Below are 21,352 nucleotides of genomic sequence, written 5' to 3' on the forward strand. Positions count from 1 at the left end.
ACGGCACATGCTGCTTGCTCTGGCCATTTTATCCGCAGTTATCTGGTTCGGGCTGATTTTCTTTCACGGAAAATTCTGGCAGGGGGGGCCGATTTTACAGCCCATCCCGCCCCAGACGCACACAGCCACTATAGCCCCGGAAGTAACGGTTGTTATTCCGGCACGGGATGAAGCGGCGTCCATAGAAACCGCCCTCTCCTCCCTGCTGATGCAGGAGTACCCCGGCAAACTTTCCCTTATTCTGGTCAATGACCGTAGCGAGGATGCAACCGGCGCCCTTGCCCGCGCCCTGCCCGACCCGCACAAGCGGCTGACCGTGCTGGACGGTGCGGACCCTGAAGCAGGGTGGAGCGGCAAGCTCTGGGCCGTCTCCCAAGGTGTGGCGGAAGCCAACCGCCAGAACGCCGGAACCGGCGGCTATATTCTGCTGACCGATGCAGATATCGTGCATGCTCCGGCCCACATTGCCACACTGGTTGCCAAAGCCCAGACAGACGCCCTGCATATGGTGTCTGAAATGGTGGAACTTCAGTGTGAAAGCCTGGCAGAGCGGGCTTTGGTACCCGCTTTTGTATTCTTTTTTGCCCTGCTCTACCCGTTTGCCAAGGTCAATAATCCGGCCAGCCGCACGGCGGGGGCCGCTGGTGGAACTATCCTGATCCGGCGGGACACTCTGGCTGAAATTGGGGGCATTGCCGCCCTCCGTGGCGCATTGATTGATGACTGTACGCTGGCCTCCTGCGTCAAGCAGACTGGCGGGCGGCTTTATCTGGGGCATTCCTGCCTGGCCAAATCCATCCGCCCTTACCCACGCGCGGCAGATGTCTGGAACATGATTGCCCGCACAGCTTATGTGCAGCTCCATTTCTCCGCCATTTTGCTGGTGCTGACCGTTCTGGCCATGCTGGTGGTCTGGGTGGCACCTGGCCTGCTGGCCCTGTTTGGCCATGGGGTTGTGCAATGGGTGGGGCTGGCAACATGGCTGACATCCATGGCCTCTTTCCTGCCGACCTTGCGGCGGTTCCGTATTTCCCCGCTTTGGGCGCTGGCACTACCGCTTGTGGCGCTTTTCTATACTGCGGCCACACTTGGCTCTGCCCTCAACCATTACCGGGGCCGGGGCGTAGTGTGGAAAAACCGTGCGTACCGGGATGCCATTCCCAATAGCGGCAAGCAGACTGTGGACACCCCTGCACGGGAGGCCGTATCTGATACCGCAGCCCCTCGCCGCTCCGGCCAGCAGTCCCGCAGGCCACACTAAAACTGACCTGCACTCAAAAAGGGGAGCCCCACTGGCTCCCCTTTTTTATAGTGACCAACCGAAGGGTGGTTAGTGGGTCAGGTCGTGTACGGTTGCATCCGGCGCGGCTTTCTTTACGGCCTCAATGCCGTGGTCACGCCCGGCCACACTCTCATATTGCTCGCTCGTGCCAATAACCTCGCCGTTGCGGGCCTTGAGGTTGAACATGGGTTTGCCAGACTTGGCATCCTTGCGCTCATAGCGAGCATCATCCGGCGCGTTCTGTTTGACGGACTCAATGCCGTGCTGGGCGCTGTCCTTCTTCGTATAGCCTTCGCTGGCAAGAATGATCTCGCCATTCCCTGCCTTCAGCCTGAAACGGTATTCACCAGCTTTGTCTTTATAAAGTTCAAACTTGGCCGCCATGATGCCCTTTTCCTCCATTCTGATAGGTGAGTAAGCCGGTACTCAACACGGTAATCATGTCAGAAATACGCATAAAAAACCGCAGAAAAAGACCGTATGCCGGTTCCCTGCACAAGGGCGCACCACCCGCCCCATACAGCCTTTGGTTTCCCGCCCGGCTTACGCGGTGGGGGAAACACCGCCATACCGGGCGGGAGTAGGCAGTTGCAAAAAGAGCGTGTAAAGGTCCGGGCTATGACAGCCCACCAGCCGAGAGACCACGCATGACCGAAACATCCTCCTCCGTCTGGGGCAAGGCCGATGTTTCCTCAGGCAAAGGCGCATCAGACGAGAACTTTCCCGTAGGCTCCTTTCTGCTCAGCAAGGAACTGCGGCCCCACGTGCACGCCTACTATGCCTATGCGCGTGTTATTGACGATATTGCGGACTGTGAAACCCTCAGCCCGGAAGACAAGATCACCCGTCTAAACGCCATGGAAGATGTCTTGCTTGGCAAGCGTGAGCCCATCATGCGCCCGGACGCCATGAGCGCTGCAACGCTCCGCACCTCCCTCATCAGCACCGGCGTGCCCTTTGAAACCGCTACGGACCTGCTGATCGCGTTTCGGGATGACTCCCACGGGGTAGACTACAAAACGTGGGACGACCTGCTGCGCTACTGCAAATACTCGGCTAACCCCGTAGGGCGCTTTCTGATCGACCTTCATAAGGAAACCCCGGAGTCCTACCCCGCGTCAGACGCGCTATGCACCTCCTTGCAAATTCTCAACCATTTGCAGGACTGCCAGAAGGACCTGCTGCGTCTGAAACGCTGCTACATGCCATCTGACCTGCTCCGGCTGGCCGGGGCAGACGTGTCAGACCTTGAGGCCGGGCGGACTTCCCCACGCCTGCGCCGGGTGTTTAACACGCTGCTGGATGGTGTGGACGTACTAAACCGTCAGGCCGCCAGCCTGCCCGGCCATATGAAGGACCGCCGCTTCCGTATGGAATGTGCCGCCATTGTGGCCCTTGCCCAGCGCCTGACCCTGCGCCTGCGCCGGCAGGACCCCCTTGCCAGCCGCGTAGCCCTGACCAAGCCGGATGTCCTCCATGCAGGGCTTGCGGCCCTGCGGGTATGGCCCTGACCTTTCCCCCACGGGTAAGTTCTGTAAAAAGACCCTCACTTCTTTTCATGATCCCCAACAGACAGGTGGAACGCGCGTGACAGCCGAAGATATTCAGACGCATGACCAGCCAACCCCTCTTGGCTGCAACCCGGCAGATCTGGCTTGGGTGGAAAGCACTGTAAAACAGGCCGGCACATCCTTTGCCGCCGGCATGCGTATTCTACCCCCCATGCGCCGTTATGGCATGTACGCCATTTACGCGTTCTGCCGCGTGGTGGATGATATTGCCGATGGCTCAGACCCCCTGCCCCAGCGCAAGGCGGAACTGGAAGAATGGCACGCCCGCATTGCCAGACTTTATGAAGGTGAGGCCCATGACCCGCTGGAGCGGGTGCTTATGGCCGCAATACGCTTCTTCTCCCTCCGTCAGGCTGATTTTGACGCGGTGATTGACGGCATGATCATGGATGCCGAGAACGCCATTGTCGCCCCGGATGAAAAAACGCTGGACCTGTATTGTGACCGCGTTGCCTCTGCCGTGGGCCGCCTGTCCGTCTATGTGTTTGGGGATAGTTCAGACAACGCGCAGAAGGTAGCTTACCATCTGGGCCGCGCCCTTCAGATCACCAATATCCTGCGCGATATTGCAGAAGACGCAGCCCGCGGCCGCCTGTATCTGCCAGCAGACCTGCTGAACCGCTTTCATGTGCCGCTTAACCCCATTCAGGCGCTGTCTGCGCCGGGGCTGGAAGATGTAGCCCGCATTCTGGCCGCACGTGCGCAGGACCACTTCCGTAAAGCTTTTGCCACCATGAAGCTGTGCACACCCAAAGCCATGCTGCCTGCCCGCATTATGGGGGCCAGTTACGAGTCCATTCTGGTAGCACTATGCAAACGGGGCTGGGCGCAGGAGGTTCTGCTGGCTCGGCCCAAGACCTCTGCCCTGAGCAAGGCCTACGCACTGGCATCCTCTTACATTCCGTAACCACCAGCGCAGGCGGCAAAAACAATGGCAGGAACACTGCATATTATTGGTGGCGGTATGGCGGGTCTGGCCGCCGCCGTTGAAGCGGCAGGCTGTGGCAAGCACATTATCCTGCATGAGGCCGGGCGGGCCTGTGGTGGCCGCGCCCGGTCTTATGAAGACCGCCAGCTTGGCTGCCGGATTGATAACGGCAACCACCTACTGCTTTCTGCCAATAAAACCGTGTTCCGCTACCTGGCCATGACAGGGGCTACAGACACCCTGACAGGCCCCGGCGCTCCCCTTTTCCCATTTGTGGACCTGAAGGAAGAGGCCCGGTGGACGCTGGACCTCTCCCGCGGCAAAGTGCCGTGGTGGGTGTTTCAGCCGCACAAGCGTGTGCCAGATATGCGCCTTGTTGAACTGCGCAGCCTGCAAAAGCTGATGGCCGCCACAGGGGACCAGACCGTTGCAGACTGCCTGTTGCCCGGCGCGTTTTCCCGCAGGTTGCTTGAACCTTTTGCCATTTCCGCCCTCAATACGTCCTGCGAGACAGGAAGCGCCGCCCTGCTAGGAGCGGTTGTGCGGGAATCCCTCTCTCAAGGGGGGAATGCCTGCCTGCCATGGTATGCCAAAGATGGCCTGTCCGAATCACTGGTGGACCCGGCTCTGGCGCATCTTGCCATCATGCAGGTGGAGGTCCGTACCCAAAGCCGTATTACCGCTCTGGACTGTGAGCGCGGGCGTGTTACGGCGCTGCACACTTCTGAAGGCGTACTCCCTGTCATGACGGAAGATGCCGTCATTCTGGCGGTGCCAGCACCCGTGGCCTCCAGCCTGCTGGCCGACCGTCTGCCCGGCTTTAGCGCGCCAGATGAGTTTGAGAGCATCCTCAACCTCCATTTCCGTCTGGATCAGGCCCCGCAACCGCTGGGCACTTTTGCCCAAAGCGGCTTTATGGGGCTGGTGGGGAGCATTGCGGAATGGGTGTTCCTGCGGAATGACATTCTGTCTGTCACCGTCAGTGCCGCCAACCGTTTTGCCACACAGGATCAGGACACTCTGGCCAGCACCATCTGGCATGACGTGCGCCGCGCCTGTGACCCGGTTTTGAAAACCGCCTTGCCTGCCACACCACCACACCAGCGTATTGTGTGGGAAAAACGGGCAACCTTTGCCGCCACCCCCGCCCAGAACCGTCTGCGCCCAGGTCCGGCAACGGCTCTGGTCAATCTTGCCCTTGCAGGGGACTGGACGGCAACAGGCCTGCCCGCCACATTGGAAGGCGCTATGCGCTCCGGGGTGCAGGCTGTCTATACTCTGGGGTTACGCCGCCCATCCTGAGGCAGAGCGGCACTCTCTCTTTTTGGCCGGTTTACACCATAACAGAAAGGACTATTCACTATGGCCGTTAATGGCAGCGCTCTTTCCGAAACACTCCTCTCCCGGGAAGAGTTGGACCGTGTGGTCAGCACCGCACAGGCCGCATTGGGCAAACGCCAGCAAAAAGACGGCCACTGGGTCTATGAGTTGGAGGCGGATGCCACCATCCCGTCCGAATATGTGCTGCTCGAGCATTATCTGGACCGGATTGATGACCCCCTCCAGCAGAAAATTGCCGCTTACCTCCGCCGCACCCAAAGCGAGGACCATGGCGGCTGGGCGCTGTACCATAACGGCAAGTTTGATCTTTCTGCCTCTGTCAAAGCCTATTTTGCCCTCAAGGCCACAGGCGAGGACATAAACGCCCCGCACATGCGCCGTGCGCGGGAAGCCATTTTGGACCACGGCGGCGCTGAGCGCTCCAACGTGTTCTGCCGCTGCCAGCTTGCTCTGTTTGGAGAAGTGCCCTGGCACGCAACACCGGTCATGCCCATTGAGCTGATGCTGCTGCCCCGCAAGGCCTTCTTTTCCGTCTGGAACATGTCCTACTGGTCGCGCACGGTTATAGCGCCGCTGCTGGTTCTGGCAGCGCTCAAGCCAAAAGCCATCAACCCCCGTGGCATTCACGTGCAGGAACTGTTTGTTACCAAGCCTGATGCCGTGAAAGACTGGATCCGTGGGCCATATCGCTCTGCCTGGGGCCGCATGTTCAAGGGGCTGGACACAGTGTTGCGCCCCCTTATCCCCCTTATTCCCGCCAAAACGCACCAGAAAGCCATCAAGGCGACCATAGACTTCATTGAACCCCGCCTGAATGGGGAAGATGGTCTGGGCGCAATTTACCCGGCCATGGCCAATGTGGTGATGATGTATCGTGCGCTGGGCGTGCCAGATACAGACCCGCGCGCCGTCACAGCCTGGAAAGCCGTGCAGAAGCTGCTGGTGATCAAGGAAGATGAAGCCTACTGCCAGCCGTGCGTGTCCCCTATCTGGGATACGGGCCTGTCAGGCCACGCCATGCTGGAAGCCGCGTCCGGCCCACAGGGCATTGCCCCGGAAGAAACCCTGGCAGAACTCCGCAAAGCCAGCGCATGGCTGCGTGAGAAGCAGATTCTCACCGTCAAGGGAGACTGGGCCATCAATAAGCCAGACCTGGCCCCCGGTGGGTGGGCCTTCCAGTACGGCAATGACCATTATCCGGACGTGGATGATACTGCCGTTGTGGGCATGTTGCTGCACCGTGAAGGCGACCCCGCCAACGCTGAAGCCCTTGAGCGGGCCCGCCAATGGATTATTGGCATGCAGAGCACCAACGGCGGTTGGGGTGCCTTTGATATTGATAACGACAAGGAAATTCTCAACCACATTCCGTTCTCTGACCACGGTGCCCTGCTGGACCCGCCCACGGCAGACGTAACCGCCCGCTGCATCTCCTTCCTGAAACAGCTTGGCCATGTAGAGGATCAGCCCGTCATTGACCGGGCCATTGCCTACCTGCGGGCCGAGCAGGAAGAGGATGGCTCCTGGTTTGGCCGCTGGGGCACCAACTATATTTACGGTACATGGTCCGTGCTGTGCGCCTTCAACGTTGCTGGCGTGTCACATGATGATCCGTCTGTTGTGCGTGCTGTAGAATGGCTGCGGTCCGTACAGCGTGAAGATGGCGGCTGGGGCGAAGGCTGTGAAACCTATGAAGGTGCTGCCCACGGCGTTTATAGTGAAAGCCTGCCATCCCAGACGGCTTGGGCTGCACTGGGCCTTATGGCTGCTGGCCGCCGGGATGACCCGGCTGTAGGCAAAGCCATGACATGGCTGGCCAGCCAGCAGGATGAACATGGGGAATGGCATGAAGACCCGTACAATGCCGTCGGCTTCCCCAAAGTGTTCTACCTGCGTTACCATGGTTACAAGCAGTTCTTCCCGCTCATGGCGCTGGCCCGCTACCGTAATCTGGAAAGCAGCAACAGCCGCCGTGTCGCCTTCGGGTTCTGAGCAGCATGACCCCAGCGCATAGTGCCCCGACAAAGCCGGGTATTCTGGTCGGGCTCAAAGCCGAGGCCAAATTCATCCGGCACATCTTCCCGCATGCGGCCATTGCCGCCAGCGGTGCCACACGCACCGGCGCACAACGGGAAGCAGCACGCCTTGCCGCTTGCGGAGCCGATTGCCTGCTTTCCTTCGGGTTGGCAGCAGGGCTGGACCCTGCATTGCCCGCAGGCACGCTGATTGTGCCAGAGGCCGTGCAGGCGTGGGGCACCCGCTACCGGTGTGACCCAACGCTACGCCATATTCTGGGGGGTACCCAGCCTGCCACGCTAGGGGGCACGCTGCTCCATAGTGACCATGTGGTCCTGACAGCAGAAGAAAAAGCCAGACTGTTTGCGGAGTCCGGGTGCGCTGCGCTGGATATGGAAAGTGGGTTTCTGGCCCGCACGGCGGAGGAAGCGGGGCTTCCCTTTGCAGTGCTGCGTGTGGTGTGTGACCCTGCCACCCGGACTCTACCCCCTGTTGCAGCCGCCGTGCTGTCTCCTGATGGTGGGTTGAATATCGGGGCTTTGGCCGGATCCTTACTCCGCAAGCCCACGCAAATTCCTGCCCTAATCGCCCTCGGGCGCGATGCAGGCAAAGCCCGCACCGCAATGCAGACCTTTCTGACGCAACAACGCACACTCCGCGCCTTTATCCGTCTGGCCGAGGGTTAAAAACCAGCCCACAGCGTATCAATACACGTCTTGATACGCTGGAGCCTGCGGCCTCAATGCCACCGGCACTGCTCCCATTACAGGCCATAAAATAGCCGGTTTGCAGGCTGTCTCTTCCCCGCGCACGTCCATGCCCCTGCTCGCAACAGCGCAGCCTCTCCAAGGGCACTCGGTAAAAATACCCGCTATTTCCCTCTCCCTAAAAGGACACCTTGAGCATTTTTTGCGCGCCCATTCGCTCTCAGCAGCACGGGCAATCCTGCGCATATTTTTTGTCAAAATTCCCGGCTAACTGCCTGCGTGTTTATATTGCTTTGCCGAAACAAATCGCATACTGTTTCGGTAAGACAACATTTCCATGCTTTGCTCCAGGCGCCCCAACGCCTTGTGTATAGGCAGCATTCTTCACGACTCTTGCGGGATTACTGAATGCCACATGCTCGTTCCCTCCCTCCTACAAGGCGGCAGCTTTTAACCCGCATTGGCACTCTGGCTGGCAGCGCAGCACTGTATCAGGCCATGACCGCCATGGGCCACGCCACCGGGACAGACTTCAAAGGCGCACCCGCCCTGAAAGGGGCTAAAAAAGGCACAAAAATTCTGGTGCTGGGTGCTGGGCTGTCCGGCATGCTCTCTGCCTATGAGCTCCGTAAGGCTGGCTATGATGTACAGATACTGGAATTCCAGACCCGCAGCGGCGGCCGTAACATCAGTCTGCGTGGTGGGGACAGCGTAACCGAACTTGGGGGTGCGACCCAGAAAGTTGGCTTTGCAGCGGGTAACTATATCAATCCCGGCCCATGGCGTATCCCGTACCATCATCAAGGCCTGTTGCACTATTGCCGTGAGTTTGGAGTAGAGCTGGAGCCCTTTGTGGAGCTCAACCACAATAGCTGGCTCCATTCCAGCGGTGCTTTCGGCGACAAGGCCGTGCGCTACCGCGAATTTGCGTCAGACTTCAACGGCTTTACCGCAGAGCTGCTTGCCAAAGCCATTGACCAGCACAAGCTGGATGACTTTGCCACAGCGGATGAACGTGACCACTTGCGCACAGCCATGAAGTCCTGGGGCGCATTGAACAAGGACTACGCTTACACCAAAGGCAACACCAGTTCTCTGCGCCGTGGTTTTGCCCGCCCACAAGGCGGCGGGATTGATGGCGCCCCCATCCCGTCTGACCCCTTTGCGCGGGAAGAAGTGCTCAAGTCCGGCCTGTGGACCTGGATGGCCTTTCACGAACGGCTGGATATGCAAACCACCATGTTCCAGCCTGTTGGCGGCATGGACCAGATTGGCAAGGGCTTCACACGTCAGGTCAAAGACCTGATTACGCTGAACTGCAAGGTCAGCGCCATCCACCAAAACGAGCATGGTGTCACCGTCACTTATAATGACATGGCCAATGGCGGAGCCGTGCGGCAGGCGCAGGCGGATTACTGTGTTTGCACCATTCCGCTGTCTGTGTTGTCCCAGCTGGACGTGCAGGTCAGTGATGGCATGAAGGCCGCCATTCAGGCTGTCCCTTACGCCTCTTCCGTTAAACTGGGGCTGGAATTCAAACGCCGCTTCTGGGAGGAAGATGACCAGATTTATGGTGGTATCAGCTTTACCGACCAACAGATCAGCCAGATCTCCTACCCCAGCCATGGCTATTTCTCCAAAGGTCCGGCTGTGCTGCTGGGTGGCTACATGTTCGGGCCTGCTGCCTATGACTTTGCGGGCATGACCCCGCAGGAGCGCATTGAACGTGGGCTGGCGCAGGGTTCGGCTATTCATCCGCAATACCGCAAAGAGTTTTCCAACGGCGTCAGCTTTGCCTGGAGTCGTGTTCCCTGGACGCTGGGTTGCTGCTCCATGTGGACAGAGGAAGCCCGTAAAACCCACTACAAAACCCTGTGCAGCATTGATAACCGCATCGTGCTGGCAGGCGAACATGCCTCCTACGTTGGCTGCTGGCAGGAAGGAGCCATCCTTTCCGCGCTGGATGCTGTAACCCGTCTGCACAAACGCACACTGGGAGCTGCCTGATGCGTCTTATTCCTAGCATTTCTGCTCTGGTTCTTGCCGGGGTGGTCTTCAGCCCCCTTACCCTACCCACCGCAGCCAAGGCCGATAGCGCCAGTGCGGTTGCAGGCAAAATGCAGGCGCTGCCTGATGGCGCTGCCGTTTATAAGCATATCTGCCAGAGCTGCCACATGGCGGATGGTAAAGGGGCTGAAGGAGCCGGGGCCCATTTCCCGGCGCTGGCTGGCAACCCCAAGCTCAAAGCGGCAGACTACCCCGCCTATGTTGTGCTGAACGGCTATGGCGGCATGCCGTGGTTCGCGGGCCTCTTGACTGACAAACAGGTTGCGGATGTGGTCAATTACATTCGCTCCCATTTTGGTAACAGCTACACGGATGCGCTCAAACCGGAAGATATTACGGACATGCGCCCCCATTTGAGTGTTGAGGAAGAATAACATGCAGTTTTCCAAACCCCTTCTGTGCGCTGGCCTGCTGGCTGGTGGTCTGCTTGCTGCACCGCTCGCTGCTCAGGCAGAAGACGGCATCATTCGTCATGGCGCAGGAGATTTTCCAATTTCCACAGCGGTTGAAGTCCCCGCTGGTGCCAGCACTGTTTACCTGAGCGGCATGGGTGCCCCGGTACAAAACACAGCCGCCGCCCCCAAAAGCCTGGAAGCCTATGGTGATACGCAAACCCAAACCCTTGCCTCCCTCAAACGCATTGAAGGGGAGCTGAACAAACTGCACCTCAGCATGAGCGATGTTGTGCAGATGCATATTTACATGGTGGCAGACCCCCGCACCAAGCAGCTTGATTTTCCGGGTATGATGAAGGCCTACACCCAGTATTTCGGCACCCCAAAGCAGCCCAACCTGCCTGTGCGTTCTGCCTTTGCGGTAGCCCAACTGGCCAACCCCGGCTGGCTGATTGAAATTGAAGTCACAGCAGTCCGCCCTCTCAAAAAGTAAGAGAGAGCTGTCAAAAAAAGCCCCGCCTCATGACCATGAGCGCGGGGCTTTTTTATGCAAGCGGCATGGAGCCTGCTTTAAGGCAGGGCTAAGCAGCCTTATTTGCCGTCCATTTGCTGAAGCTCGCTATCTGCATCTTTTCCCAAAAAGAAGTCTTCCGGGTCTTCTGGCACAGGAAGATGCAGCAGATAAAAACCTGCCAAAACTGCAACCACGCCCATGACTATGGGAATCCAGCGCAACACGGTAACGCGGGTACTGTCATACATGCTGCTGCCAATAACCATGGCCCAGCCGCTTACGCACAACAGGGCAAAGCCACCAACAAAACAAACCGTAATCCAGATCAGGCGACGGGTGTAAATCGAGGATGGTCCAGCCACAGCAAGCCCCCCAGCGTTATTGCTTGAAGGCCCGCGCTAGCACATTCTGGGTTTCCAGGGAAACAGGCAATGTAGAGTTTGTCAGCGGAACACCTTTCCAGCCTGCCCCAATGGCTGTGTAGAGGTTCACGGCATCACGCAGCCGCTCAAGCTTGGCCATTGCTTCCATGTTCTGGGCGTTCAAGGTCGTGCGCTCAGTTGTCAGCACTTCCAGAAAGCCGACAAGACCCGCACCATACAGCTTACGGGCACGCTCACTGGCAAGGGCGCTATCTTCTGCGGCCTTATGCAGTTGCTCGGCATATTCAATATCGTCATGCCAGGCTGCCATGGCATCTTCAACTTCCTTGAAGGCCGTCAGCACTGTCTGCCGATAACTCAACCGGGCAGCCTCAGCCGAGGCCTGAGCCGCGCGAATTTCCGCCGTCATCTTACCACCATGCATGATGGGCAGGCTGGCCATCATCAGGAACTGCCAGCTCATGGCATTCACCTGAAAGAGCTGGTACATGGCCGAGGCATTAGGATTGAAGGTCAGCGGAATAACAAAATGCGGGTACAGATTGGCAACAGCCACCCCTATCTGCGCCGTGGCCAGAGCATATTTCCGCTCCGCCATACGCACGTCCGGCCGGTTAGCCATGACAATGGAGGGCATGGTGGCGGGGAAAGCCGGAACAACAGGCAGCGGGCGCACAACCTTGAGTTGGTCTTCCAGCTCACCCGGCATTTTACCCAGCAAGACCGCAATGGCGTGTGTAACCTGTGACACACGGGTTTTCAGGGGTTCACGGGCTGCAATCTGGGCATCCAGCTCAGCCTGAGCCTGCGCTGTCTGCAAAGTGTTGCCCACACCTTCCAGATACAGCTTGTTGGACAGATCCACCCCTTCCTTCGCAACCCGAATATTGTTTGTGGCAATGCTGATCTGCAACTGCGTCACACGCAGCAGCATATAGTCGGATGCCAACTCGGACAGCAGCGTCATCAACAGGGCACGGCGGCCTTCAATGGAGGCTTCAACCGCCCGCTCGTGTGCTTCTACATCGCGGCGGATACGGCCGAATACATCCACTTCCCATGTCGCCATGGCCCCATACGTCATCATGGACGCCTGTGGCCGGTTGGATGGGTTACCGGGACGGATAGGCCAGTTGTCGATATTGATGGAGTAGCGAACATCCCCGCCGCCGATATTGGCATCCATCTGCGGATACCACTGGGAGGCAGAACGGTCCCGAATAGCACGCTCGGCAAGAATATGCTGGCCTGCAATCTGGAGGTCAAAGTTGCCGGCAATGGCCTGCTCAACAAGGCTTGTGAGCATGGGGTCGTTGAAGGACGCCCACCACTCCGTCATCTCCTTGTTGGTGCGTTCAATTTCTTCAGGCGTGGCGGTGTGTTCTTCCGCCGCTTCCTTAAAGCCTGCCGGCACTTTCATGCGGTCCGGCTGATAGTTCGGCCCGACGGTACAGGCAGACAGCAGCATGGACGATGCCATGAACAGCCCAAGGCGACGACGAAGATTCATTGTTGGCATCCTGCCGCGCTCAGAGGTGATCTTGCAGCCAGGTGGTCAGCTTACCGCGTCGGCCACGCGGCTCAGGCCCCACACTGACTGTTGCCGTCATACCCGCTGCCAGTGTGACGCTATCCGGCACATGGTCCAGATGAATACGGACCGGAATACGCTGTGCCAGACGCACCCAAGTAAAGATGGGGTTCACATCCTGTAGACCCAGCTTGTCGGGCGTTCCGTTAGTATCATTAATACCGCGGGCAATGCTGACAACATGCCCGGTCAGAATGGGTTTGTAGCCCATCAGCTTAACGCGGGCTTCATCACCAATATGCACGCCCCACATCTTGGTTTCTTCAAAATAGCCGTAAACCCAGTAGGAATCCGCATCAATCACAGCCATGCGGGCCTGCCCTGCCGGAGCATAGTCACCCACCCGCACGTTCAGGTTGGTCACATACCCATTGACTGGAGAATACAGCACAGAGCGTTGCAGGTTCAGCTTAGCCAGGTCGAGAGACGCCCTCGCCGCATCCACCGCCGCAATCTGGGTTGCAACATTAGAGTTAAAGACTTCCTGCTCTTCCGCTGACACAATGCCACCAAGGCCCATACGGCGGCGAGCGTCATTGCGCTTCAGTTTCAGGTCTTCCAATGCCCCATCCAGCCGTGCCTGCGCCTCACGGATTGCAAGGCGGAAGCGCACGGGGTCCAGCACATAAAGCGGGTCACCCTTATGCACGTACTGGTTATCCACCACCGGAATCTGCACCACAGTGCCGGGCACTTCAGGGGCTACATCCACAACGTACACGCGCACACGGCCATCGCGGGTCCATGGGGCAATCATGTACACGTTCCAGAGGGTTATCCCCAGAACAATGGCCATTGAAACGACCGCCAGGGTCAGGATCACTCGTATCAGGGTGCGCAGAAGGGGCATTGCAGAGACTCAAAAGCCTTTATGGAGGATCAGACGTACAGGATCAGCAGGCAGAAAATACAGACGTACAGCGAGACTTCGAACAAAGCGATGTGCCAGAACCAGCCCAGCACGCCACTCCACCACAGCACGAAGCGAACAAACATGGTCAACGGCAGTGCGGCCAGAGCGTACACCACCACAGGTGCCATAAAGACACCAAAGAGATTGAATTCCGTCAGCATGACGCCATTCTCGTTACACTCATAACCGCACACTCTCCCGCTCACCCAAGGCTGACTCTCTGGGTGAGGCTGCGGCCTGTTCAACACGATCAAAAATCTGGCAGCAGTCATCCATCTCTCTGGCGGTTACCTCAGCAGTCAGGCGTGCCGCAACCTGATCTGCTGCACGGCTGACCAGCGCTGCAATCTCACGTCCGGCATCGGTAATGCTGACAAGTTTAGACCGCCGGTCTTCTTCATCTGTCGCACGCACAATAAAGCCACGCTTCTCCAGCACGTCCAGCAGGCGTACCAGTGAAGGCGCTTCCAGAGAAAGCGACCGCGCCAGATCTGTCTGGCGGAGAGGAGACGCAGAGAGGTTCAGGTAATAGATGGGCCGCCATGTGGCGTCCGTCAGGCCAAACTCCCGTAAATCAGCATCAATCTCGCGTCGCCACACAGCGGCAAGACGCGCCAGCCGATGCCCGAAGGAGCGGCGGGTTTCTGCTATTGTTACAGGGTTGGGGTGAGGTTCCATTATGTGCCTATACTAGCAAGCATGCAAACTGTTTGCACACTCACAATTCAGGGACACATCATTTCCAGAAAAAAAGCCACCCTGCCAATGCAAAATTGGAATGGAACCCTATGGGCAAAGGCAGGGCTGTCTTAAAGATTAGTTTTTCTTGCCGCGCATGACATCCCACACCTTGCGGGTCCCGTGCCGACCAAGAGAGCTTGCAACCGTGGCAGTCACTGCTGCCATGGTCACGGACTCGCGCATCTGGTTCATGCAGCGGTTGCGGGCAATGCGGGCTTCCACCTCAGCCGTTGTCAGGTAAGACCGACGGCCAAAAAGCACGCAGATCAACGCCACAAAAAGGTCCAGCGCAAACACGGCAAACGCCGCTGTCACCGGACCCCAATGGAACGTGAAAAGGAAGAGTGCCCAAAGGAGCCCATGCCCGGAAACAAGAGCAAAAAAGCCAAACACAGCGGCAACCACCAGGAACGCAGCCTGGCGTCCGAGGCGGATAGCCATTTGCTGCATGAGGTTTGATTGGGCATGCAGGGCTGACCTGCCAAGTTCAAAAATACGCATGGACTCCGAGACTACCTTCGTTCAGATCGCATTAAGTGCTTAGCGTGAGAGCCGACCGAGGATAAAGCCCACAACACCGGAGATGGCGATGGAGACAAGAGAGGACGGAGCACGCGTCTGCTTGGAAATATCTTTGCGCGCATGATTGGCCAGTTCACGTGCATTGGCAACAGCCTGATCGGTCAAATTCTCGGCTTTACCGCCTGCGGTGGTGAGCGCAGGGACAATATGTTTGGTAATCAGGCGTTCCAGATGCGCTTTCACGGCTTCAATTTCATCACGAGCCGTTTCAGCAGCATTTTCACCAGCAGCTTTTACTTCCTTGATTTTATCAGAAGACATTTGAAAAATCCTATTCGCTCTCAAAAAGTGAAGATACCCTACTAACGGATTAATCAGGATACCGTTGCATGCATACAGCGCATGGCTTGCCGCCACTCGCACTTTCTAACTTCATGGCTCAGCCAGATGCGCCTGGCCTGACCGTGCGCGTTGCACAAGGCCATTGTGTGGCACTGCTGGGAATCGGGCCGGACCTGCAAGACTTTGCCCCTCTCACCCGTGCGCTGGCGGGTCATACGCCTGCCTATGGTGGCACAGTTTCAGCCGGCGGCGTTGATGTAACGCAAAAACCTGCGGGATCTCGCCAAATTGGTACGCTTGGTCCCCACACGCCGCTGTTTCCGCACCTTTCCGTCAACGAGAATATTTTATTCCCCCTCAAGGCGGCCGGGCGGCTCTCCGTATCAGAAATGCGTTACCGCACGTCAGAGACCTTGGCCCTGCTCGGGCTGGATGCGGTGCGGGACACGGCCCCGCGTGCCCTTACGGCTGAACAGACCTTCCGCGCACAGCTTGCCCGCCTGCTGGTCCTGCGCCCCGTTGCTGTGGTGCTGGAAACACCCTTTGCCGGGATGGACCATAGCAGCACCACGCGGCTGGTGGCTCTTCTTGAAAAACTGCAACGCGCCATCGGGCTGAGCACACTGCTGCTTACCCATAACAGAACCGAAGCCCTGTTGCTGGGGGACACAATTGGCATCATGCAGAATGGAGCACTACTCCAGCAGGGTACGGCTGCCACCCTGCTCCAACGCCCTTCCTGCGAGGCTGTGGCCGTTGCTTTTGGAGAAGCCAACAGCTTTACCGGCAAGGTCTTGATGCTGGAAGATGACTGCGCCGAACTGCGCCTTCCCTCCGGTGAAACAGTGGAAGCCATGGCCAACCCGGAACTGGAAGAAAACGATCTGGCCACAATTTGTGTGCAACCCGACCGGCTTTCCGTTCTGTTTCCGCGCAGCCCGGATGCTGCGGCAGATGAACCGGGCATGTTGCTCTGCTCTCTGGTCTCGGCCCGCCATATCGGCAACAGCATTCATATGCGCTTCCGCTTGCAGGATGGCGCGGAAATTATCGCCTACCGTCCCCCTGTTCACATGCCACGGGAACTGGAGCCGGGACGCCCCGCATTGATTGCCTGGCAAACAGCAAACGCTACAGCCTTCCCGATGGACCATAAATCAGGCTAGACTAGCAGCACGTTCAGGCTGCACGGTGTGAGGTCATCCTACTTTTGTCTCTGTTTCATGCTTTTACCCAGCGCACAGTGCCCCCGGCACCACGCGCTGCGCACACAGCACCAGCCCGCATCATGTGGGGGCTAGGCGCATTGGCGCTCGCCTGTATTACTGTCTCCGGCATGACAGCAGAGGTCCACGCCCGCACCTATCGGCACATCCGCCACAGCCCTGCCTCTCCTACCCTGAAGGTGCTGACTTTCGGCGGGGCCATTGCAGATGTGCAGCAGAAAGTGCTTTTTGCGCCCTACAGTCAGACAGAAAAACAAACCGTTGCCATGACTTTCTGGAACGGAGAGATTGACAGCCTGCGCAAGCAGGAAAACACCGCCCCTACCCGTTGGGCCGCTGTCATGATGGAAAACAGCGCCCTCCAGATCAGTTGCTCTCTGGGTCTGCTGGTGCGTGACCCCATGGACAGTTCCAGCAGCAGTTGTGGCCAACCTTCCGCTTCCATAGACTTCGCCATGGTGTGGGACCGCGCCGTGCTGGATAGTCCTCCCAACTGGAGCGACTTCTGGGACGTGGCGCGCCACCCCGGCCGCCGCAGCCTGCGGCGTGACCCCCGCACAACACTCGAGGTCGCTCTTTTAGCCGATGGCGTCCCGCCAGACGCCCTTTACCGCGTGTTGGATAGCCGCGAAGGGCTAGACCGCGCCTTCCGTAAGCTTGACCAGCTCCGCCCCTATATCGTCTGGTGGTCCACCCCGCAGGAAGCCGCCCGTATTCTCAAAAGTGGCGGCGCGCTGATGGGCTGTGCCCCTACAGGAGAAATCCTGAACCTGCCCCTTGCTGAGCGTTCACGCTTTGGCGTCTTCTGGGGCCAGCGTCTGGCTATTAACTATGCGTGGGGCGTGCCTAAAACAGTTGGCCAAGATAACACCGCATTAGCTTTGGTAGCCTGGCTTGAGCACCCCACCCAAAAGCAGGCCTTTGCCAACGCCTGGCCCTCGCTACCGTCCCTGACAGAAATCACATCAGGTACGGCTGACCTACAGCATGTTCCCCCGGCCATTGCGGTCAGTGATACGTTCTGGAGCACGCATCTGGCTGATATAAGCGCCCGCTTTGAGCGTTGGGCCGAAGAACCCTAAACCCGGAATACGGCCTGTGCCCTCACCTTTTTTCCTAATTTTGCATAGCGCACTCATGGCGCTGACCGGCATAGTGCTGGCTGCTGCGGTCTTAAGCGTGGCATTGCTGACACGCCAAGGCCAGAAACTCCATACTCTTCTCCTGTTGGTTGTTTTACCCGCTACAACCTTTGCCCTGCTGCTGCCTTTTCTGCTGACCGGCACTGGCACCAGACCTGTTCTTATAACGCTTTTACAAGGGGTGCTGATTGGGCCTGTGATCTCTCTAGCCCCCCTTACCCGCCTGAAAAATACGCCGGGGTCGTGGGCCGCCACAGCGCAGGAACTGGGGGCCGGGCGCAAAGCACGCTTCACGTTGCTGTGGCTGCCTCTGCTCGGCAATGCTCTGGCTGTCGGGCTTTTTCTGGCCCTGATTATCAGTCTGCTGGGAACATTTGCACTTATCAAGGCTTCTCTTCCCTGAAAGGGGCCGGTCGTTTACGATAGGCGGCATGACCAAAGCCCCTGCTCCTTTCTGGGAAACAACGCCACTCCACGAAATGTCACGCCCACAGTGGGAATCCCTCTGTGACGGATGTGGACGCTGTTGCCTGCACAAACTCCGCGATGAAGAAACGGATGCCATTCATTATACCTCCGTTGCCTGCCGCCTGCTGGACACATCCACCTGCCAATGCACAGACTACGCGCAACGTCACCGCAAGGTACAAGACTGCATCACGCTCACAGCCGAAATGATTCCAGAATTAGACTGGTTGCCGCCCGATTGTGCGTATCGCCGCCTTTCTGAGCATCGGGGCCTTCCTGAATGGCACCCTCTCATCACGGGCACGCAGGACAGTGTCTTTCAGTCCGGTGCTTCCGCTGCTGGCCGTTGCATCAGCGAACGTAAAGCTGGCGACCTGGAAGATTATCTGGTCGACTGGCCCAGCGAGCCCGCTTTTCCTCCACCGCATACGCCAGCACAACCGCCGCACATACGTCGTGTCCGCTCTAAAGCCAGTTAATCAAATTTTTGTTCTTATAAGGCATTATCCGAATTTTTCCGGGTATGCCTTATCCATAAGCTCACTCTATGCCTCACCCTGAAACACTGCAATTTGGTACTGTAACCGTGCCGTTGATATGGCGCGCATCCCCCCGAACGCGGCGCGTGTCCTTACGTCTTGACCCAAAAAAGCAAGCTCTGCTCATCACCTATCCACCAACCTACCCACTTCAGCATATTTTGGACTTTCTACAGAAACAGCAGAAATGGATTATTGCACGATTTGAAAAATTAAAGTCTCAGTCATTTTCTTTTTTAGATGGAAACACTATCCCCATCGCCGGAAAACTTTATACCATTCAGCATCAGCCACAGGGGCGCGGCGGCGCATGGCTGGATGGTGATACCCTTATAGTTACTGGCCAAAGTGATTTCATTGCCCGGCGTGTCACTGATTTTTTAAAACACCATGCCCGCATCCTTCTGACAGAAGAACTGCGGCACATTGCACAAGCAGCTAACCTCACCCCAAGCAAAGTAGATATTCGTGATACAGCTAGCCGCTGGGGTAGTTGCAACAGTGCCGGGCGCATCATGCTGTCCTGGCGGCTGGTAATGGCCCCACACCCTGTAAGGCACTATATCATTGCGCACGAACTCGCCCACCTGAAGCACATGAATCACAGTGCGAACTTCTGGTCCTATACTGATACTTTGACGCCACACCGCAAGCAGGCTGAAGCATGGCTCAAGCTTTATGGCACCAGTTTGCTAAGCGCACAGTAAAATCCCCCTTGCCCCAATGCGCCAGCGTGCTAAAAACCACCCCACTACAGCCTACCCAGACCAAAGCCCTACCCAAACGGACTTGGCCTGAAGCGAACTTGGCGGAATGGTAGACGCAGGAGACTTAAAATCTCCAGTCCGTAAGGGCGTGCGGGTTCGAGTCCCGCAGTTCGCACCACTCATAACATATTGATTTAATTGACTTTTATGGTCTTTCCACAACCATAAAAGCCGAACCTTCTACAATCGGCTTCTACAATGTGAGCCGTCTGTATGTTGATTCGTCTCCAATCCGGGTATCATTTCCGCAGGGCCGTTCCTTCACATATCCGTGATATTGTGGGTAAAAAGGAGCTATGGCTCTCCCTTGGCACTAACAAACGCGAGGTTGCCAAACCATATGCGTGTGCAGTTTTCGCAGAGACCGAAAGGCTGTTCCGTTCCGTAATGCACCTCAAGACAGAACTCAGCGAAGACGAAAACTTTATCAGAGATGAACTGCCTGAAGATGTGCGGGAACTCTTTGACCTGCTTATTCAGGACTATCAGCACAGGATTGCAGAACTCCAGACGCAATATGACCATCAGAAACTCAGGCATTCCATGGACAGTCTGGAACAGATGGAAAAACTGGAGAAAGCCAAAAATCTGACTGGCAAAAGTGTGCATCTGCTGGAGCGCACTGTCACAGACCTGAAAAAGACCAAAGCCACCCTTCCGGCCCTGACGGATATCCAAAGCCAGATTAAGGACATGAAAGCCTTTCTGGCTCCGAAGGAGAAACCTTCTCCCCTCTTTTCAGAAGCGATTAAAATTTTCCTGGAAAGCAAGGACACCACAGTCAAATCCACTGTGGTCAAATCCTACGAACGCACCTTCAAACGCTTTCTGGAAGTCTGTGGGGATAAACCCATGCGGGATTATACCGGGGCAGACGTTGGGCATTTCAAAGCCCTGATGGAACAGCTACCGGAAAGTTATGGCAAACAGCGCAACGACACCCGGACAGTTCAAGAATTTGTGGCAGATGCGAAGAAACGCAAGCTGGCCCGTATCTCTGGGAAATCCGTCAAGAACCATTTCACCAAGCTTTCCGGACTTTGGAAGCATTTCCTTCTGCGTGACCTTGTGGACCGTAACGTATTCACAGGTGGCTGGCAGTTTGACACCAAGTCCAAAACCAATCGTGTGCGCTGGAGTGATAACGACTTAAAGGCCATTGCTGGTCAGCCTTGGCAGTTTGGCACCATCAGCCATAAGACAGCCTCCATGATTGTGGGGATTGCGTCTTATACAGGGATGCGACTGGAAGAAATCTGTCGTTTAAGACCGCAGGACATTCAGGAGATTCAAGGTATTCCCTGCATTTTAGTGCAGGACCACCCTGCCCTGAAAGGAAAACCCTGGACGGAATGGAGTGCGAAGACAGAAGCCGGGAAACGTGTTGTTCCCATTTGCACAGCCTTGCAGGAAGCCGGTTTGCTTGACCTTGCACAAAGAGCCACGAACCAGAAGCGTCACTATCTGTTCCATGACATTGATTTTAAGGGGCAGGACAATAAGCGTTCTGCTCACTTCCAGCGAGACTTCAGCAAATTCAAATCACGTCTTGGCATTGGCAAGAGCGTGGTGTTCCATTCGTTCCGGCATAATGTTTCCACCAAACTCAGGAATATTCATGAGCATGGTGAAGGTGGCTTACGTGAATCCTGGATTGATGACTTTCTTGGACATGAAAGCCACGACAAGTCAGTCGGAAGCACTGTCTATTTCGATGATGTGGATATTGTGAACCTCAAGAAGGTCGCAGAAAGCGTGAAATATCCTGAGTTTTGGGATGCTAGAAGTCTACTCTCCCCCCGACAAAAGAGAAAATAAATTCAGCACAACATGAAAATATTTTATTCTTTACTTTCAGCTTGACCTATATCCCAAAAAATACAAACATAATTTCTCT

General features: G+C 57.0%; 23 protein-coding genes and 1 tRNA gene. 16 read left to right on the top strand and 8 right to left on the bottom strand.

Translation table 11 applies throughout. From position 1 onward, the window contains the following. Window positions 1-7: 7 nt before the first annotated feature. Window positions 8-1,261, top strand: a complete 1,254-nt coding sequence (locus tag Abci_RS03760) for a glycosyltransferase (protein ID WP_048837804.1) — start codon at window positions 8-10, stop codon at window positions 1,259-1,261. Window positions 1,262-1,330: 69 nt separating this feature from the next. Here the strand turns inward: Abci_RS03760 and Abci_RS03765 are convergent, their stop codons facing one another. Then, entirely contained in the window at window positions 1,331-1,666 is a 336-nt protein-coding gene (locus Abci_RS03765) for a YegP family protein (protein ID WP_048837933.1), read from the bottom strand. 263 nt (window positions 1,667-1,929) lie between these two features. On the opposite strand from Abci_RS03765, the gene hpnC reads away from it, so the two are divergent. From hpnC to Abci_RS03805, 8 genes are all read left to right on the top strand, one after another. Further along, on the top strand, window positions 1,930-2,793 hold the full coding sequence (gene hpnC / locus Abci_RS03770) for a squalene synthase HpnC (RefSeq protein WP_048837805.1): 864 nt from the start codon (window positions 1,930-1,932) through the stop codon (window positions 2,791-2,793). 76 nt (window positions 2,794-2,869) lie between these two features. Further along, window positions 2,870-3,760, top strand: a complete 891-nt coding sequence (hpnD, locus tag Abci_RS03775) for a presqualene diphosphate synthase HpnD (protein WP_048837934.1) — start codon at window positions 2,870-2,872, stop codon at window positions 3,758-3,760. 24 nt (window positions 3,761-3,784) lie between these two features. Next, window positions 3,785-5,083, top strand: a complete 1,299-nt coding sequence (gene hpnE / locus Abci_RS03780) for a hydroxysqualene dehydroxylase HpnE (RefSeq protein ID WP_048837806.1) — start codon at window positions 3,785-3,787, stop codon at window positions 5,081-5,083. A gap of 60 nt (window positions 5,084-5,143) precedes the next feature. Beyond that, complete coding sequence (gene shc, locus Abci_RS03785; protein WP_048837807.1) at window positions 5,144-7,114, top strand: squalene--hopene cyclase; 1,971 nt, start codon at window positions 5,144-5,146, stop codon at window positions 7,112-7,114. A gap of 5 nt (window positions 7,115-7,119) precedes the next feature. Then, window positions 7,120-7,824, top strand: coding sequence for a phosphorylase family protein (locus Abci_RS03790; protein ID WP_048837808.1), 705 nt, complete (start codon window positions 7,120-7,122; stop codon window positions 7,822-7,824). A gap of 429 nt (window positions 7,825-8,253) precedes the next feature. Continuing rightward, window positions 8,254-9,852 carry a flavin monoamine oxidase family protein gene (locus Abci_RS03795; protein WP_048837809.1) on the top strand — a complete coding sequence of 533 codons (1,599 nt, stop codon included), beginning with the start codon at window positions 8,254-8,256 and terminating at the stop codon, window positions 9,850-9,852. After that, window positions 9,852-10,286, top strand: coding sequence for a c-type cytochrome (locus tag Abci_RS03800; protein ID WP_048837810.1), 435 nt, complete (start codon window positions 9,852-9,854; stop codon window positions 10,284-10,286). Before Abci_RS03795 ends, Abci_RS03800 begins: the two co-directional genes overlap by 1 nt. Before the next feature lies 1 nt (window position 10,287). Beyond that, window positions 10,288-10,800, top strand: coding sequence for a RidA family protein (locus Abci_RS03805; protein ID WP_048837811.1), 513 nt, complete (start codon window positions 10,288-10,290; stop codon window positions 10,798-10,800). 98 nt (window positions 10,801-10,898) lie between these two features. Here Abci_RS03805 and Abci_RS03810 read toward each other — a convergent pair whose 3' ends face one another. The 7 genes from Abci_RS03810 to Abci_RS03840 form a co-directional block, all read right to left on the bottom strand. Then, a complete protein-coding gene (locus tag Abci_RS03810; RefSeq protein WP_048837812.1) occupies window positions 10,899-11,183 on the bottom strand; it encodes a hypothetical protein in 285 nt (94 codons plus the stop codon). Between the two features lie 16 nt (window positions 11,184-11,199). Then, window positions 11,200-12,714 (bottom strand): efflux transporter outer membrane subunit, encoded by a 1,515-nt coding sequence (locus Abci_RS03815; protein ID WP_181015809.1) that lies wholly within the window; start codon window positions 12,712-12,714, stop codon window positions 11,200-11,202. A 19-nt stretch (window positions 12,715-12,733) separates the two neighbouring features. After that, window positions 12,734-13,645, bottom strand: a complete 912-nt coding sequence (locus tag Abci_RS03820; RefSeq protein ID WP_048837814.1) for a biotin/lipoyl-binding protein — start codon at window positions 13,643-13,645, stop codon at window positions 12,734-12,736. A 29-nt stretch (window positions 13,646-13,674) separates the two neighbouring features. Further along, entirely contained in the window at window positions 13,675-13,869 is a 195-nt protein-coding gene (locus Abci_RS03825) for a DUF1656 domain-containing protein (RefSeq protein ID WP_048837815.1), read from the bottom strand. A 19-nt stretch (window positions 13,870-13,888) separates the two neighbouring features. Continuing rightward, complete coding sequence (locus Abci_RS03830; RefSeq protein WP_048837816.1) at window positions 13,889-14,386, bottom strand: MarR family winged helix-turn-helix transcriptional regulator; 498 nt, start codon at window positions 14,384-14,386, stop codon at window positions 13,889-13,891. A 138-nt stretch (window positions 14,387-14,524) separates the two neighbouring features. Next, window positions 14,525-14,950: a phage holin family protein gene (locus Abci_RS03835; protein ID WP_048837817.1), complete on the bottom strand. Its 426-nt coding sequence runs from the start codon at window positions 14,948-14,950 to the stop codon at window positions 14,525-14,527. Between the two features lie 39 nt (window positions 14,951-14,989). Continuing rightward, on the bottom strand, window positions 14,990-15,292 hold the full coding sequence (locus Abci_RS03840; RefSeq protein ID WP_048837818.1) for a hypothetical protein: 303 nt from the start codon (window positions 15,290-15,292) through the stop codon (window positions 14,990-14,992). 68 nt (window positions 15,293-15,360) lie between these two features. Between Abci_RS03840 and Abci_RS03845 the strand changes: the two genes are divergently transcribed. The 7 genes from Abci_RS03845 (at window position 15,361) to Abci_RS03875 (ending at window position 21,273) form a co-directional block, all read left to right on the top strand. Further along, complete coding sequence (locus tag Abci_RS03845; protein WP_048837819.1) at window positions 15,361-16,479, top strand: ABC transporter ATP-binding protein; 1,119 nt, start codon at window positions 15,361-15,363, stop codon at window positions 16,477-16,479. Between the two features lie 44 nt (window positions 16,480-16,523). After that, window positions 16,524-17,621 carry an extracellular solute-binding protein gene (locus tag Abci_RS03850; protein ID WP_052944758.1) on the top strand — a complete coding sequence of 366 codons (1,098 nt, stop codon included), beginning with the start codon at window positions 16,524-16,526 and terminating at the stop codon, window positions 17,619-17,621. A gap of 55 nt (window positions 17,622-17,676) precedes the next feature. Continuing rightward, window positions 17,677-18,084, top strand: coding sequence for a hypothetical protein (locus Abci_RS03855; protein WP_048837820.1), 408 nt, complete (start codon window positions 17,677-17,679; stop codon window positions 18,082-18,084). Between the two features lie 28 nt (window positions 18,085-18,112). Continuing rightward, on the top strand, window positions 18,113-18,628 hold the full coding sequence (locus tag Abci_RS03860) for a YcgN family cysteine cluster protein (RefSeq protein WP_048837821.1): 516 nt from the start codon (window positions 18,113-18,115) through the stop codon (window positions 18,626-18,628). A gap of 68 nt (window positions 18,629-18,696) precedes the next feature. Then, window positions 18,697-19,395 (top strand): M48 family metallopeptidase, encoded by a 699-nt coding sequence (locus Abci_RS03865; protein WP_048837822.1) that lies wholly within the window; start codon window positions 18,697-18,699, stop codon window positions 19,393-19,395. A 92-nt stretch (window positions 19,396-19,487) separates the two neighbouring features. Beyond that, window positions 19,488-19,573, top strand: a tRNA-Leu gene (locus tag Abci_RS03870). A gap of 95 nt (window positions 19,574-19,668) precedes the next feature. Further along, window positions 19,669-21,273, top strand: coding sequence for a DUF6538 domain-containing protein (locus Abci_RS03875; protein ID WP_048837823.1), 1,605 nt, complete (start codon window positions 19,669-19,671; stop codon window positions 21,271-21,273). The last annotated feature ends 79 nt before the right edge of the window (window positions 21,274-21,352 follow it).

It is taken from the genome of Acetobacter cibinongensis, assembly GCF_000963925.1.
GTDB classification, from domain to species: Bacteria; Pseudomonadota; Alphaproteobacteria; order Acetobacterales; family Acetobacteraceae; genus Acetobacter; species Acetobacter cibinongensis.

Coding starts and splice junctions, on each gene's coding strand:
- Abci_RS03760 (WP_048837804.1), top strand. CDS start 8: ATGCTGCTTGCTCTGGCCATTTTATCCGCAGTTATCTGGTTCGGGCTG.
- Abci_RS03765 (WP_048837933.1), bottom strand. CDS start 1,666: ATGGCGGCCAAGTTTGAACTTTATAAAGACAAAGCTGGTGAATACCGT.
- hpnC (WP_048837805.1), top strand. CDS start 1,930: ATGACCGAAACATCCTCCTCCGTCTGGGGCAAGGCCGATGTTTCCTCA.
- hpnE (WP_048837806.1), top strand. CDS start 3,785: ATGGCAGGAACACTGCATATTATTGGTGGCGGTATGGCGGGTCTGGCC.
- shc (WP_048837807.1), top strand. CDS start 5,144: ATGGCCGTTAATGGCAGCGCTCTTTCCGAAACACTCCTCTCCCGGGAA.
- Abci_RS03790 (WP_048837808.1), top strand. CDS start 7,120: ATGACCCCAGCGCATAGTGCCCCGACAAAGCCGGGTATTCTGGTCGGG.
- Abci_RS03795 (WP_048837809.1), top strand. CDS start 8,254: ATGCCACATGCTCGTTCCCTCCCTCCTACAAGGCGGCAGCTTTTAACC.
- Abci_RS03800 (WP_048837810.1), top strand. CDS start 9,852: ATGCGTCTTATTCCTAGCATTTCTGCTCTGGTTCTTGCCGGGGTGGTC.
- Abci_RS03805 (WP_048837811.1), top strand. CDS start 10,288: ATGCAGTTTTCCAAACCCCTTCTGTGCGCTGGCCTGCTGGCTGGTGGT.
- Abci_RS03815 (WP_181015809.1), bottom strand. CDS start 12,714: ATGAATCTTCGTCGTCGCCTTGGGCTGTTCATGGCATCGTCCATGCTG.
- Abci_RS03820 (WP_048837814.1), bottom strand. CDS start 13,645: ATGCCCCTTCTGCGCACCCTGATACGAGTGATCCTGACCCTGGCGGTC.
- Abci_RS03825 (WP_048837815.1), bottom strand. CDS start 13,869: ATGCTGACGGAATTCAATCTCTTTGGTGTCTTTATGGCACCTGTGGTG.
- Abci_RS03830 (WP_048837816.1), bottom strand. CDS start 14,386: ATGGAACCTCACCCCAACCCTGTAACAATAGCAGAAACCCGCCGCTCC.
- Abci_RS03835 (WP_048837817.1), bottom strand. CDS start 14,950: ATGCGTATTTTTGAACTTGGCAGGTCAGCCCTGCATGCCCAATCAAAC.
- Abci_RS03840 (WP_048837818.1), bottom strand. CDS start 15,292: ATGTCTTCTGATAAAATCAAGGAAGTAAAAGCTGCTGGTGAAAATGCT.
- Abci_RS03845 (WP_048837819.1), top strand. CDS start 15,361: ATGCATACAGCGCATGGCTTGCCGCCACTCGCACTTTCTAACTTCATG.
- Abci_RS03855 (WP_048837820.1), top strand. CDS start 17,677: ATGGCGCTGACCGGCATAGTGCTGGCTGCTGCGGTCTTAAGCGTGGCA.
- Abci_RS03860 (WP_048837821.1), top strand. CDS start 18,113: ATGACCAAAGCCCCTGCTCCTTTCTGGGAAACAACGCCACTCCACGAA.
- Abci_RS03865 (WP_048837822.1), top strand. CDS start 18,697: ATGCCTCACCCTGAAACACTGCAATTTGGTACTGTAACCGTGCCGTTG.
- Abci_RS03875 (WP_048837823.1), top strand. CDS start 19,669: ATGTTGATTCGTCTCCAATCCGGGTATCATTTCCGCAGGGCCGTTCCT.